The organism is Klebsiella sp. K4 (assembly GCF_014596785.2).
In the GTDB taxonomy this organism is placed as follows: domain Bacteria; phylum Pseudomonadota; class Gammaproteobacteria; order Enterobacterales; family Enterobacteriaceae; genus Klebsiella; species Klebsiella pneumoniae.
The window spans coordinates 181,537-195,550 of the sequence record NZ_CP115021.1 but is presented as its reverse complement, the minus strand read 5'-3'; the positions used below and the strand labels follow the sequence as shown (position 1 = coordinate 195,550).

10 protein-coding genes and 1 pseudogene are annotated in these 14,014 nt (G+C 57.7%); 6 read left to right on the top strand and 5 right to left on the bottom strand.

The features are described 5' to 3' along the window. Nucleotides 1–87 precede the first annotated feature (87 nt). Both xylB and xylA read right to left on the bottom strand, forming a co-directional pair. Nucleotides 88–1,542, bottom strand: a complete 1,455-nt coding sequence (xylB, locus tag IB144_RS00955) for a xylulokinase (RefSeq protein ID WP_004150156.1) — start codon at nt 1,540–1,542, stop codon at nt 88–90. Between the two features lie 92 nt (nt 1,543–1,634). After that, on the bottom strand, nt 1,635–2,957 hold the full coding sequence (gene xylA, locus IB144_RS00950) for a xylose isomerase (protein WP_002922139.1): 1,323 nt from the start codon (nt 2,955–2,957) through the stop codon (nt 1,635–1,637). Between the two features lie 494 nt (nt 2,958–3,451). On the opposite strand from xylA, the gene xylF reads away from it, so the two are divergent. The 4 genes from xylF (at nt 3,452) to xylR (ending at nt 8,623) form a co-directional block, all read left to right on the top strand. Then, complete coding sequence (xylF, locus tag IB144_RS00945; protein WP_004152040.1) at nt 3,452–4,447, top strand: D-xylose ABC transporter substrate-binding protein; 996 nt, start codon at nt 3,452–3,454, stop codon at nt 4,445–4,447. Between the two features lie 64 nt (nt 4,448–4,511). Continuing rightward, entirely contained in the window at nt 4,512–6,053 is a 1,542-nt protein-coding gene (locus IB144_RS00940; RefSeq protein WP_002922346.1) for a xylose ABC transporter ATP-binding protein, read from the top strand. Beyond that, a complete protein-coding gene (xylH, locus tag IB144_RS00935) occupies nt 6,031–7,212 on the top strand; it encodes a xylose ABC transporter permease XylH (protein WP_002922349.1) in 1,182 nt (393 codons plus the stop codon). The genes IB144_RS00940 and xylH overlap by 23 nt, the downstream gene beginning before the upstream one ends. A 232-nt stretch (nt 7,213–7,444) precedes the next feature. Continuing rightward, entirely contained in the window at nt 7,445–8,623 is a 1,179-nt protein-coding gene (xylR, locus tag IB144_RS00930; protein WP_004145231.1) for a D-xylose utilization transcriptional activator XylR, read from the top strand. Nucleotides 8,624–8,661: 38 nt separating this feature from the next. Here xylR and IB144_RS00925 read toward each other — a convergent pair whose 3' ends face one another. Next, the gene (locus IB144_RS00925) at nt 8,662–9,480 is read right to left on the bottom strand and encodes a protein bax (RefSeq protein WP_004188166.1); all 819 of its coding nucleotides are present in this window, start codon (nt 9,478–9,480) and stop codon (nt 8,662–8,664) included. Nucleotides 9,481–9,794: 314 nt separating this feature from the next. Here IB144_RS00925 and IB144_RS00920 point away from each other — a divergent pair, with 314 nt between their 5' ends. Together IB144_RS00920 and avtA are read left to right on the top strand one after the other, a co-directional pair. After that, complete coding sequence (locus IB144_RS00920) at nt 9,795–11,828, top strand: alpha-amylase (RefSeq protein WP_009484611.1); 2,034 nt, start codon at nt 9,795–9,797, stop codon at nt 11,826–11,828. A gap of 168 nt (nt 11,829–11,996) precedes the next feature. Next, nucleotides 11,997–13,253, top strand: a complete 1,257-nt coding sequence (avtA, locus tag IB144_RS00915; protein ID WP_002922359.1) for a valine--pyruvate transaminase — start codon at nt 11,997–11,999, stop codon at nt 13,251–13,253. Nucleotides 13,254–13,295: 42 nt separating this feature from the next. Here avtA and IB144_RS00910 read toward each other — a convergent pair whose 3' ends face one another. Both IB144_RS00910 and IB144_RS00905 read right to left on the bottom strand, forming a co-directional pair. Next, complete coding sequence (locus IB144_RS00910) at nt 13,296–13,781, bottom strand: 4Fe-4S dicluster domain-containing protein (RefSeq protein WP_002922360.1); 486 nt, start codon at nt 13,779–13,781, stop codon at nt 13,296–13,298. A 109-nt stretch (nt 13,782–13,890) separates the two neighbouring features. Then, a pseudogene (locus tag IB144_RS00905) lies at nt 13,891–13,983 on the bottom strand (IclR family transcriptional regulator); the annotation flags it as partial. Between the last annotated feature and the right edge of the window lie 31 nt (nt 13,984–14,014).

Sequence of the window (14,014 nt, the reverse complement as noted above, 5' to 3'; positions counted from 1 at the left end):
TCGGAATAAATAAATACGCATTTATGGATGGATGTAGCCGGGACATTCAGGAAGGGAATCCGCCCGGCGCTGCCGGACGGACTGAGGCTAAGACATCAGCGGTTTCAGTTGCTGATAAATCTGGCGGAAGGTTTCCCGCTGCGGCGCATAGTGGGCCACACGGCGATCGTCCGGGCGATGGGCTTGTTCAAGCGGCAGCGGCTTCAGCAGCCCGGGGCGGTCTGCCTCGTCGTGAACCGCCAGCTGCGCCAGCCTGGCCGCCCCCAGCGCCGGGCCGACATCGCCCCCGGTACGGTAATCGAGCTGCAGGCCGCTGATATCCGCCAGCATTTGCCGCCAGTAAGCGCTGCGCGCCCCGCCGCCGATAAGCGTGATGCTCTGCGGCTTGATGCCGCAGGCGTGCACCACGTCCATACCATCCGCCAGCGCATAGCCCACCCCTTCCAGCACCGCCCGCGCCAGCTCTGCCGGCCCATGCTGATGCGTCAGGCCAAAAAAGACGCCCTTAGCCTGCGGGTTGTTGTGCGGCGTGCGTTCGCCAGACAGATAGGGCAGGAACCACACCGGACCGGCGCTTTCATCCGCCGTCTGCGCCGCCGCGATCAGCGCCGGCACGCTGGCGAGACCGGTTAATTTTGCCGCCCAGTCCAGACAGGAGGCCGCGCTGAGCATCACCGACATCAAATGCCAGCGGCCCGGCAGGGCATGGCAGAAGCTGTGCACCGCGCTTTCGGGTTTGCTAAGGAACCCTTCACTGACGGCGAAGTAGACGCCTGAGGTGCCCAGCGACAGCATCGCCTGACCGGCATCGGCCATGCCGACCCCGACCGCGCCCGCGGCGTTGTCGCCCCCGCCGCCCACCACCAGCGCCGGCGGCATATTCCACGCCTGCGCCACCTCAGGTCGCAGTTGCCCGGTGACGTCGCTGCCTTCGAACAGCGCTGGCATCGCATCCCGACTGAGATCGCAGGCGGCGAGCATCTCGTCGCTCCAGTCGCGCCGGGCGACGTCCAGCCACATCGTGCCGGCGGCGTCAGACATATCGCTGGCGAGCTCGCCGGTCATGCGCAGGCGCAGATAATCCTTGGGCAGCAGCACTTTATCGACCTGGCTGAACACTGCCGCCTCGTGGCGCTGTACCCATAAGAGCTTCGGCGCCGTAAAGCCCGGCATCATCAGGTTGCCGGTGATCTGCCGGGAAGCGCTGACTTTGTCTTCCAGCAGCTGGCACTCTTCGGCGCAGCGGCCGTCATTCCATAAAATGGCCGGACGCAACACCTGTAACGATTTATCCAGTAGGGTGGCGCCGTGCATCTGTCCGGCAATGCCCAGCGCCTTCACGTCGCGCAGGCTATGCTGCGCGCCCAGGGCTTTCATCGCCGTGTCCGTCGCCAGCCACCACTGTTCGGGATCTTGCTCCGACCACAGCGGATGCGGACGCGAGACGGTGAGTTTTTCGGTATGCGATGCCACTACCTCACCCTGCTCATTGAGCAGGATGGCTTTGACGCCCGACGTCCCCAGATCGATGCCGATATACATACTCCCTCTCCTTAAACGCGCGCCACGGCTGAGCGTGGCGCGAACAGAGCATCCTGGTTGCGGCGCCGGTCACGCCGGGCGCCGCCGCATGATTACTTGTCAAACAGATAATGGTTGACCAGGTTTTCCAGTTGTTCCTGCTGGCCGCTGCGATGCTGCGGCGCCAGCTGATGCTGAGCGGCATACTGGGCAATATCGCTCAGGGTCATCTGCCCGTTAAGGATCTGCTGCCCCAGCTCACCGTTCCAGCCGGCGTAGCGTCTGGCCACACGTTTATCCAGCTCACCGTCCTCAATCATCCGCGCCGCAACTTTCAGCGACAGCGCCATGGTATCCATCGCGCCAATATGACCATAGAACAGGTCGTATTTGTCGGTGCTCTGCCGGCGCACTTTCGCATCAAAGTTGAGGCCGCCGGTAGTGAAGCCGCCCGCTTTAAGAATTTCATACATCACCAGCGCATTCTCTTCGACGCTGTTCGGGAACTGGTCGGTATCCCAGCCCAGCTGCGGATCGCCGCGGTTGGCGTCGACGGAGCCGAACAGCCCCAGCGCGATGGCCGTCGCAATTTCATGATGGAACGAATGGCCGGCGAGCGTGGCATGGTTAGCTTCAATATTCAGTTTAATCTCTTTTTCCAGACCAAACTGTTTGAGGAAGCCGTAAACGGTAGAGGCATCATAGTCATACTGATGCTTGGTCGGCTCCTGCGGTTTGGGCTCAATCAGCAGCGTGCCTTTAAAGCCGATTTTATGCTTATGCTCCACCACCAGCTGCATAAAGCGGCCAATCTGCTCACGCTCCTGGCGCAGGTCGGTATTCAGCAGGGTTTCATAGCCCTCGCGACCGCCCCACAGCACATAGTTTTCACCGCCCAGTTGATGGGTGGCATTCATGGCGGTGACCACCTGGGTGGCCGCCCAGCTAAATACTTCCGGATCCGGGTTGGTGGCCGCGCCGGCGCCGTAGCGCGGGTTGGTAAAGCAGTTTGCGGTCCCCCACAGAAGCTTCACGCCGCTCTGCTGCTGTTTCTCAGCCAGCACCTCGACCATCCGGGCGAAGTTATTGCTGTATTCCTTGAGCGAAGCGCCTTCCGGCGAGACGTCAACGTCGTGGAAGCAGTAGTAAGGCACGTTGAGTTTATGGAAGAATTCGAACGCCACATCGGCTTTGCGTTTGGCCATCTCCAGGGCGTCGCCAGGCTGCTGCCAGGGACGATCAAAGGAGCCCACGCCAAACATATCGGCGCCATTCCAGCAGAAGGTGTGCCAGTAACAGGCCGCAAAACGCAGATGATCTTCCATCCGTTTGCCCAGCACCAGTTCATCCGGGTTGTAATGACGGAAAGCCAGCGGGTTAGTGGATTTCGGGCCTTCGTAACGAACGCGATCGAGTTGATCGAAATAGGTCTGCATAGAGAACTCCATATTCAGAGATGCGGCGAATAACCAATCAGATACCCTAAATAATTCGAGTTGCAGGAAGGCGGCAGGAGCGCAAGTCCCCGGTAACCAGGGGCGGAGCAACGAATGTCACCAACCCACCTACAACTTGAAGTATGACGGGTTTAAGCCAATATAGAATTTCGCTTTCATTTTCCTCAATTACGTTATTTCACACCGCCATTGAGAGAATCCACAAACGTGCGCCAGCTCGCAAAAATAATATCCAGTCGCCGTTGCGCCGCTTTGTCAGAGACAGTCCAGTGCAATAATAAGAGCGTGCATGAATAAAATACGATCGCCGTCATAATTTGCACATTAAACGAAATTTCATAACGGCAAAATAAGAACCGGTAATTGCCAGCCCTGCTTTCCGCGTTAAGAATCTGTAACGTATCCGCAACCTCATGTATCAAACATTATTTTCCGTTCGTCTTACCTACCCTTACAAAAAAGGTATCGTTATTATGAAGATAAAGAACCTTTGCCTTACGCTTTGCGCCAGCTCCCTCCTGCTCGCCAGCATGGCGGGGATGGCGAAAGAAGTGAAGATTGGCATGGCCATCGACGATCTGCGTCTGGAGCGCTGGCAGAAAGACCGTGATATTTTCGTCAATAAAGCGGAATCCTTAGGCGCCAAAGTTTTTGTCCAGTCCGCTAATGGCAATGAAGAAACGCAGATGTCGCAAATTGAAAACATGATCAACCGCGGCGTCGATGTGTTAGTCATTATTCCTTATAACGGCCAGGTACTCAGTAACGTTATTAAAGAAGCCAAGCAGGAAGGTATTAAAGTCCTGGCCTATGACCGTATGATTAATAATGCCGACATTGATTTCTATATATCTTTCGATAATGAAAAAGTTGGTGAAATGCAGGCGCAAAGTCTGGTCGACAAAGTGCCGCAGGGTAATTATTTCCTGATGGGCGGTTCGCCGGTGGATAATAACGCTAAACTGTTCCGCGCCGGACAGATGAAAGTTCTCAAGCCGTATGTCGATGATGGCAAAATTAAGATTGTCGGCGATCAGTGGGTTGACGGCTGGCTGCCGGAGAACGCGCTGAAAATAATGGAAAACGCGCTAACGGCGAATAATAACAAGATCGATGCCGTGGTCGCCTCCAATGACGCCACCGCCGGCGGCGCCATCCAGGCCTTAACCGCCCAGGGGCTGGCCGGCAAAGTGGCGATCTCCGGTCAGGATGCTGACCTGGCGGGCGTGAAGCGCATTATTTCCGGTACCCAGACGATGACCGTCTATAAACCGATTACCACCCTGGCCACCAACGCCGCTGAAATCGCCGTTGAGCTGGGTAACGATAAGCAGCCGAAGGCCGATACCACGCTGAATAACGGCTTAAAAGACGTCCCTTCGCGCCTGTTAACGCCAATTGAGGTAAATAAAGAGAATATCGACGCCACGGTGATTAAAGACGGTTTCCATAAAAAGAGTGAACTGTAATGGCTGACGCCCCGCTGCGGGGCGTCATTTTCATCCCGCCGGATATCACTGTTGCGGAGTCTTTATGACCTGGCTACTCGAAATGAAGAACATCACCAAAACCTTCGGCGCTGTTAAAGCCGTGGATAACGTCAGCCTGCGCCTGAACGCAGGCGAGGTGGTCTCGTTATGCGGTGAAAATGGGTCGGGGAAATCGACGCTGATGAAGGTGCTGTGCGGTATCTATCCGCACGGAAGCTATGAGGGCGAGATTATTTTTGCCGGCGAAACGCTGCAGGCAAACCATATTCGCGATACCGAACGCAAAGGCATCGCCATTATTCATCAGGAGCTGGCGCTGGTGAAACATCTCACCGTGCTGGAGAATATTTTCCTCGGCGCCGAGATCTCCCGCCATGGTCTGCTGGATTATGAAACCATGACGCTGCGCTGTCAGAAGCTGTTGGCGCAGGTCAATCTGCCCATTTCGCCCGATACCCGCGTCGGCGACCTCGGCCTTGGTCAGCAGCAGTTGGTGGAGATCGCCAAGGCGCTGAATAAACAGGTTCGCCTGCTGATCCTCGACGAACCGACCGCCTCCTTGACCGAACAAGAAACCGCGACGCTGTTGGCGATCGTTCGCGATCTGCAAAACCACGATATCGCCTGCATCTATATCTCGCATAAGCTCAATGAGGTCAAAGCGATCTCCGATACGATCTGCGTGATCCGCGACGGCCAGCACATCGGCACCCGCGATGCCAGCGGCATGAGCGAAGACGATATCATCACCATGATGGTCGGCCGCGAGCTCACCGCGCTCTATCCCAGCGAGCCGCACGCCCACGGCGAGGAGATCCTGCGGGTTGAACATTTAACCGCCTGGCACCCGGTAAACCGCCATATTAAACGGGTCAATGACGTCTCATTTTCCCTGCGTCGCGGAGAAATCCTCGGCATCGCCGGGCTGGTCGGCGCCGGACGTACCGAGGCGGTACAGTGCCTGTTCGGCGTCTGGCCGGGGCGCTGGCAAGGGGAGATCTTTATTGATGGCCAGCCGGTGAGCATCTCTAACTGCCAGCAGGCCATTGCCCACGGCATCGCCATGGTGCCGGAAGACCGCAAAAAAGACGGCATCGTGCCGGTGATGGCGGTGGGCAAAAACATTACCCTCGCGGCGCTCAACCAGTTCACCGGCGCAATGAGCAGCCTGGACGACGCCGCCGAGCAGCACTGCATCCAGCAGTCCATTCAGCGTTTGAAAATTAAAACCTCCTCACCGGAGCTGGCGATTGGCCGTCTGAGCGGCGGCAACCAGCAAAAGGCGATTCTGGCGCGCTGTCTGCTGCTCAATCCGCGCATTCTGATCCTCGACGAACCCACCCGTGGCATCGATATCGGGGCGAAGTATGAAATTTATAAACTGATTAACCAGCTGGTGCAGCAGGGCATCGCGGTCATTGTCATTTCATCCGAACTGCCCGAGGTGCTCGGTCTCAGCGATCGGGTGCTGGTCATGCACGAAGGCAGACTAAAAGCCAATTTGGTTAATCAACATCTGACCCAGGAACAGGTGATGGAAGCCGCGCTGAGGAGCGAACGCCATGTCGAAGAACACGTCGTCTGAAATCAAACTCACCCCAACCGCCCCCGCGGCCCTGCCGGCGCTAAAAGGGCTGAATCTCCAGGTCTTCGTGATGATCGCCGCCATCGTCGTCATTATGCTGTTTTTCACCTGGGTTACCGATGGCGCCTACCTGAGCGCACGCAATATCTCCAACCTGCTGCGGCAGACGGCCATCACCGGCATCCTCGCCGTCGGCATGGTGTTTGTGATTATTTCGGCAGAAATCGACTTGTCCGTTGGCTCGATGATGGGGCTGCTGGGCGGCGCTGCGGCGATCTTTGACGTCTGGCTCGGCTGGCCGCTGCCGCTCACCATTCTGGTGACGCTGGTGATGGGCCTGCTGCTCGGCGCGTGGAACGGATGGTGGGTAGCCTATCGCAAGGTGCCCTCGTTTATCGTCACCCTTGCCGGGATGCTGGCGTTTCGCGGCATTCTGATCGGCATCACCAACGGGACCACCGTCTCGCCCACCAGTCCGGCGATGTCGCAGATCGGCCAAAGCTACCTGCCAGACGGCATCGGCTTCGGCATCGGCGTTGTCGGCATGGCGGTGTTTATCGTCTGGCAGTGGCGCGGGCGGATGCGCCGGCAGGCGTTAGGTCTGGCGACCTCGTCCTCCACCGCCGCCGTCGGCCGCCAGGCCATTACCGCGGTGATTGTGCTGGGCGCAATCTGGCTGCTCAATGACTATCGCGGCGTACCGACCCCGGTGCTGATCCTCGCCGCCCTGCTGCTGGCGGGCCTGTTTATGGCCACCCGCACCGCCTTTGGTCGCCGCATCTACGCCATCGGCGGCAACCTGGAGGCGGCCCGTCTGTCCGGGATTAACGTCGAGCGTACCAAGCTGGCGGTGTTTGCCATTAACGGCCTGATGGTCGCCATTGCCGGGCTAATCCTCAGCTCACGGCTCGGCGCGGGGTCGCCTTCGGCGGGCAATATCGCCGAACTGGACGCCATCGCCGCCTGCGTCATCGGCGGCACCAGCCTGGCGGGCGGCATCGGCAGCGTCGCCGGGGCGGTAATGGGGGCGTTTATTATGTCGGCCCTGGATAACGGCATGAGCATGATGGACGTCGCCACCTTCTGGCAATATATCGTTAAAGGCGCCATTTTGCTGCTGGCGGTGTGGATGGACTCTGCCACCAAGCGGCGCGCATAAGCAGAGACTCTCTGAAGAATGTCTGAATTCTTTGCGCTACCGCCAAACTTCGCCATAAGGCGCTTGAAATATCTCGGGCATTAGCCGGTAGTGTATACCCAACATCATTCGGGTTGCAGACGGCGCCCCCGGCCGCGTACCGGCGTACGTGGCCGGGATGAGTGGTAAGTCAGGCCATCGGCAACATCTTGAATGAAGGGGTATGACCGGGGTTAGAGCAGGAACATTATCTATGTTTGAAAAGCGTCACCGTATTACGCTGTTATTTAACGCCAACAAAGCTTATGACCGCCAGGTAGTTGAAGGTGTCGGCGAGTATCTGCAGGCCTCCCAGTTGGAGTGGGATATCTTTATTGAAGAGGACTTTCGGGCACGCATCGAAAACATCAAAGAGTGGTTGGGCGATGGCGTTATCGCCGACTATGACGATCCCGAAATCGAAAAGCTGCTGGCCGATGTCCACGTGCCCATCGTCGGCGTCGGCGGATCTTATCATCAGCCAGAGCAGTACCCGCCGGTCCACTATATCGCCACCGACAACGCCGCGCTGGTGGAAAGCGCTTTTCTCCATTTGAAGGAAAAAGGGGTGCACCGCTTCGCGTTTTACGGACTCCCCACCTCCAGCGGTAAACGCTGGGCGGTAGAGCGCGAGTATGCCTTCTGCCAGCTGGTCGCGAAGGAGAAGTATCGCGGCGTGGTCTACCAGGGGCTGGAGACAGCGCCGGAGAACTGGCAGCACGCGCAAAACCGGCTCGCCGACTGGCTGCAAACCCTGCCGCCGCAAACCGGCATCATCGCCGTCACCGACGCCCGCGCCCGCCACGTCCTGCAGGCCTGCGAGCTGCTGCATATCCCGGTGCCAGAGAAACTGTGCGTTATCGGCATCGATAACGAGGAGCTAACCCGCTATCTCTCTCGCGTCGCCCTCTCCTCTGTCGCCCAGGGCACCCGCCAGATGGGTTATCAGGCGGCAAAATTACTCCACCGGCTGTTGAATAACGAGGCCCTCCCGCTGCAACGCCAGCTGATCCCGCCGATGCGCGTCGTTGAGCGACGCTCCACCGACTACCGGTCGTTAAACGATCCCTCCGTGATACAGGCGATGCATTACATTCGCAACAATGCCTGCAAAGGCATCAAGGTGGAACAGGTGCTCGACGCCGTGGGCATCTCTCGCTCTAATCTGGAAAAACGCTTCAAAGAGGAGGTCGGGGAGACCATCCACACGGTGATCCACAGCGAAAAACTGGAAAAGGCGCGCAGCCTGCTGGTGTCCACTAGTCTGTCGATCAATGAGATTTCGCAGATGTGCGGCTATCCGTCGCTGCAATATTTCTATTCGGTGTTTAAGAAGGAGTACGACGTGACGCCGAAGGAGTACCGCGATCGGCACAGCGAGGTGATGCTGTAGGGTAAAAAAATGCCCGGCGACAAGGCCGGGCATCCGGATTACAGATGGGCGGCGATGAGCCGCTGATTGTCCTGATACATCGCGAAGAGATAGTTGTTGTAGCTCGACCCTTTGGTCGAATATCCCTTCAGCTTATGAATCATGGTGCTGGCAGTTACTTCCTGATCCGCCTTGCGCAGCTGCAGGCGCGACTTGCGGAAAGAAGAATAGGCCGGGTGGGTGTTCAGGTTGGTGACATAAGCCTGCACCGACTGCTCTACCGACTCAAACTGCGAGTAACCTTTCATCGCGCCGCGGCAGCGACCGGCGCCGCACTTCATGCCGAACAGGTTGTTATTCTCGCGCGCCAGCCTGGAGGTACCCCAGCCACTTTCCGCCGCCGCCATGGTCGCCACCATGCTGTTCGGAATAATGTCGACACGCTCAAGCAGCGCGTTCCAGGGCACATGACGCGTATTGCCTGACCACTTCACCTTATAGCGGGAAGCGATATCCTTCAGGCGCGCCTTCTCAGTCGGCGACCAGCGAGCATCGTACTGCTTGGAAATAAGCCAGTTACGATCCGCAGTAATCGCCTGATTCTGCTTGGTAATATAAGGCATGACCGTCCGGAGAAACGCTTTTTTCCTTGGTGTTCCGGAAGGGTATTTTCGCAAGTCAGGAAGTGAACTGCTCTTTACACTATTGCGAGAATACTCTTGTTTACTGCTTACCTTAGTACTACTTATCTTCTTTACCGTTGGGGCTTTATGACTCTTTGTCGCTGTGTGCGTTGTCGCCAACACACTACCTGAAAAGATGCAGGTTAGTAACATAAGTATGGCGGCCCCATATCGTCGTATGGGATTCGATATCATCAGGTCTCCTGGTCGGATATATGCATTCCAACACCTTGTTTTTCACAAAAAAACGATTGCTGAATCGCTAATAGTATCAAAAATACGCACTGAGGGCATCAACAGAAATAGTCCAATTCCGAATTGCTGTCATCTGAAATCGGTTTCTGCGGCGCATCGCCAGCGCGAAAATGCTAGCTTCGTCTCATTTTTAGCCTATTTTTTGAGCGGTGTCACTCACCCCTTTTCATCCTCCTGGTAAAACGCGCGTCAGGAGGAGTTCACCCGCGCGGCGACAAGGCACACTAGATAAAAACCGCTCACAGGATCTCGCAATGAAACTCGCTGCGCTTGCCACGTTATTCGTGCCTGGGATGGCCTTTGCCGCCTGGACTACCACCGACTTTCCTGCTTTTACCGAAGAAGGGACCGGCCGATTCATCAGCCAGAAAGTGGTTGAGAAGGGTACACGTCCCCTGCAGCTAAATTTTGACCAGCAGTGCTGGCAGCCTTCCGGCGGCATTAAGCTCAACCAGATGCTGTCCATGGAGCCCTGTCGCGGCACACCGCCGCAATGGCGCATCTTCCGCCAGGGTCTGTATACTCTGGAGGTGGATACCCGTTCCGGCACGCCAACGATGATGATTTCGCTGGAGGAAAAAGAGACCAGCGCCGCGGCGCCGCAGATCCGCCAGTGTCCGAAGTGGGACGGAAAACCGCTGACCATCGACGTCAGCAAAACCTTCGCCGAGGGCAGCAAGGTCCGCGATTTCTACAGCGGCAATGTCGCGACCGTCAGCGGCGGCAAAATCACCCTGCAGCCCGCCTTCGGCAGCAATGGCCTGCTGCTACTCGAGCGTGCCGAGACCGCCGCCCCGGCGCCGTTTGACTGGCACAATGCCACCGTCTACTTCGTCCTGACCGATCGCTTCGTAAACGGTAACCCGGCCAACGACAACAGCTATGGTCGCCATAAAGACGGCATGCAGGAGATCGGCACCTTCCACGGCGGCGACCTGCAGGGATTAACCAGCAAGCTGGATTATCTGCAGCAGATGGGAGTTAACGCCCTGTGGATCAGTTCCCCGCTCGAGCAGATCCACGGCTGGGTCGGCGGCGGCACGAAGGGCGATTTCCCTCACTACGCCTACCACGGCTATTACACCCAGGACTGGTCGAAACTGGACGCCAACATGGGGACCGAAGCGGATCTCCGCCGACTGGTGGATGAAGCGCATAAGCGCGGAATACGTATTCTGTTCGACGTGGTGATGAACCATGCCGGCTACGCCACCCTGGCCGATATGCAGGAGTTCCAGTTCGGCTCCCTGTATCTGCAAGGAGATGAGCTGAAAAAAACTCTCGGCGAGCGCTGGACGGACTGGAAGCCGGGCGCGGGACAGACCTGGCACAGCTTTAACGACTATATCAACTTCAGCGACAAAGCCGGGTGGGAGAAATGGTGGGGTAAGAAGTGGATCCGCACCGATATCGGCGATTACGACAATCCGGGCTATGACGATCTCACCATGTCGCTGGCCTTCCTGCCGGACCTGAAAACCGAATCGAAGGAGATCTCAGGCCTGCCGAACTTCTATAGCCATAAACCAGACACCGCAGCGAAAGCGATCCCGGGCTATACGCCGCGCGACTATCTGACACACTGGCTGAGCCAGTGGGTACGTGACTACGGCATCGATGGCTTCCGCGTCGATACCGCCAAACATGTGGAGATGGACGCCTGGCAGCAGTTAAAAACCCAGGCCACCGCCGCGCTGGCGGAGTGGAAGAAAGCCAATCCGGATAAAGCGCTGGATGCGGCGCCGTTCTGGATGACCGGCGAAGCCTGGGGACATGGAGTGATGCAGAGCGATTATTATCGCCACGGTTTTGATGCGATGATCAATTTCGACTACCAGGACCAGGCGGCGAAAGCGGCGACCTGTATGGCCAATATTGACCTCACCTGGCAGCAAATGGCGGACAAGCTGCAGAGCTTTAACGTCCTGAGCTACCTCTCCTCGCACGATACGCGGCTGTTCCGCGAAGGCGGCACCACCGCGGCGGAGCTACTGCTGCTGGCCCCTGGCGCCGTGCAGATTTTCTATGGCGACGAATCATCGCGCCCGTTCGGCCCCACCGGCTCGGACCCGCTGCAGGGTACCCGCTCGGAGATGAACTGGCAGGATGTCAACGGCAAGGCGGCCCGCAGCGTTACCCACTGGCAGAAGATCGGCCAGTTCCGCGCTCGCCATCCGGCAATCGGCATGGGCAAACAGACAACGCTGTCGATGTCGCGTGGTTACGGGTTCGTGCGTGAGAGCGGTGAAGACAAAGTGATGGTCATCTGGGCCGGACAGCAGCAGTAATCCACAGGTGGCTCTCCGCCCTGGCGGGGAGCCATTCAGAACAAAACGCTAACAAAATAGCAATTTACAGGATAAAGATAAAAAGCCGCCTCCTCCCGCCGATTTGCACCACGCCAGCGCTGGCGTTATGGTTAGCCACTTTCCAGAACCACCGATAGACTATTCGCGATGACATTTTCCCTTTTCGGCGACAAATTCACCCGTCATTCAGGCATCACCCGCTTGATGGAAGACCTTAATGACGGTCTGCGCACGCCGGGCGCTATTATGCTGGGCGGCGGCAACCCCGCTCAGATCCCGGAAATGAATGACTACTTCCAGCAGCTGCTGGCCGACATGCTGGATAATGGCAAAGCCCTTGATGCGCTTTGTAATTATGATGGTCCACAGGGCAAAAGCGAGCTGCTGGCTCTGCTGGCGAATATGCTGCGCGACGAGCTGGGCTGGGAGATCGAACCACAGAATATTGCGCTAACAAACGGCAGTCAGAGCGCATTTTTCTACTTATTTAATCTGTTTGCAGGCCGTCGGGCAGATGGCACCACCCGTAAGGTACTGTTCCCACTGACGCCGGAATATATCGGCTACGCCGATGCCGGTCTGGAAGAGGATCTGTTCGTTGCCACCCGGCCGAACATCGAACTACTGCCGGAAGGCCAGTTTAAGTACCATGTTGATTTTGAGCATCTGCAGGTGACGGAAGAGACCGGGATGATCTGCGTCTCGCGCCCCACCAACCCGACCGGCAACGTCATCACTGATGAAGAGCTGATCAAACTGGATGCGCTGGCGAATCAGCACGGGGTCCCGCTGGTGATTGATAACGCCTACGGTGTACCGTTCCCGGGCATTATCTTTAGCGACGCCCGACCGCTGTGGAATCCGAACATCGTGCTGTGTATGAGCCTGTCCAAGCTGGGCCTGCCGGGCAGCCGCTGCGGGATTATCATCGCCAACGAAAAAATCATCACCGCCATCAGCAACATGAACGGCATTATCAGCCTCGCCCCTGGCGGCATCGGGCCGGCAATGATGTGCGAAATGATTAAACGACAGGATCTGCTGCGCCTGTCAGAGACGGTGATCAAGCCCTTCTATTACCAGCGGGTGCAGGAAACCATCGCCATTATTCGCCGCTATCTGCCGGAGGAGCGCTGCCTTATTCACAAACCGGAGGGGGCAATCTTCCTCTGGCTGTGGTTTAAGGATCTGCCGATCTCCACCGAGCTGCTGTATCAGCGGCTGAAAAAGCGCGGCGTGCTGATGGTGCCGGGGGATTACTTCTTCCCTGGTCTGGATAAACCGTGGCCGCACACCCACCAGTGTATGCGCATGAACTATGTACCGGACCCGCAAAAAATCGAAGCCGGAGTGAAAATCCTCGCCGAAGAGGTTGAATTTGCCTGGCGCGAACAGGAAGCATAATCTCGGACGCCGCGGGCGGGTAACGTTCGTCAGCGACCCCATTCACGCCAGCGCCAGCCGCTGGCGTTTTTGCGCGCATAGCGCTTCCAGCTCCGCGGGAACCATCACCCGCAGCGCCTGCGTCGGGCAGGCGGCCACGCAGGCCGGTCCTTCGGCGCGGTGATGGCATAGATCGCATTTCAACGCCTGCGCCTGCTGGTTCATTACCGTAACGGTCATCGCGCCGTACGGGCAGGCCACCATGCAGCTTTTGCAGCCGATGCAGCGCCGCTGGTCGACCCACCAGACGTCATTGTCGCGCTGAATCGCCCCCTGTGGGCAAACGCTGGCGCAGGGCGCATCCTCGCACTGCCGACAGGCCATCGCCGTCGATATGTCACCGCTTTTCACCACCCGGATACGCGGCGCGAAATGGTTCGTCGACAGGGCGGCGACATCCTGCGCCTGCTGGTGCGCCACCGCGCAGGCCACTTCGCAGGTACGACAGCCGATGCACCGCTGGGCATTGGCAATAAGAAACTGGTTCATCCTCTGCTCCCTGGGGATAAAACCGCAGGGTGCCAGAATATCCCCTGCCCGCGCTTTGATCCTGAATGGAATCAGCGCTGTTTTTTGTCAGATGGCCGGCAGGATGTGGTCATTTGCCTGACGCTTCACGCACCGTGAAACCCAGCTCACGCGAAATTGCTTCGGCGGTCTCACGTAGTGGTTTTAACAAGTTCTTTTCGCCAGCTCCCCGGCACGAAGTCCGCCGGGGAGCC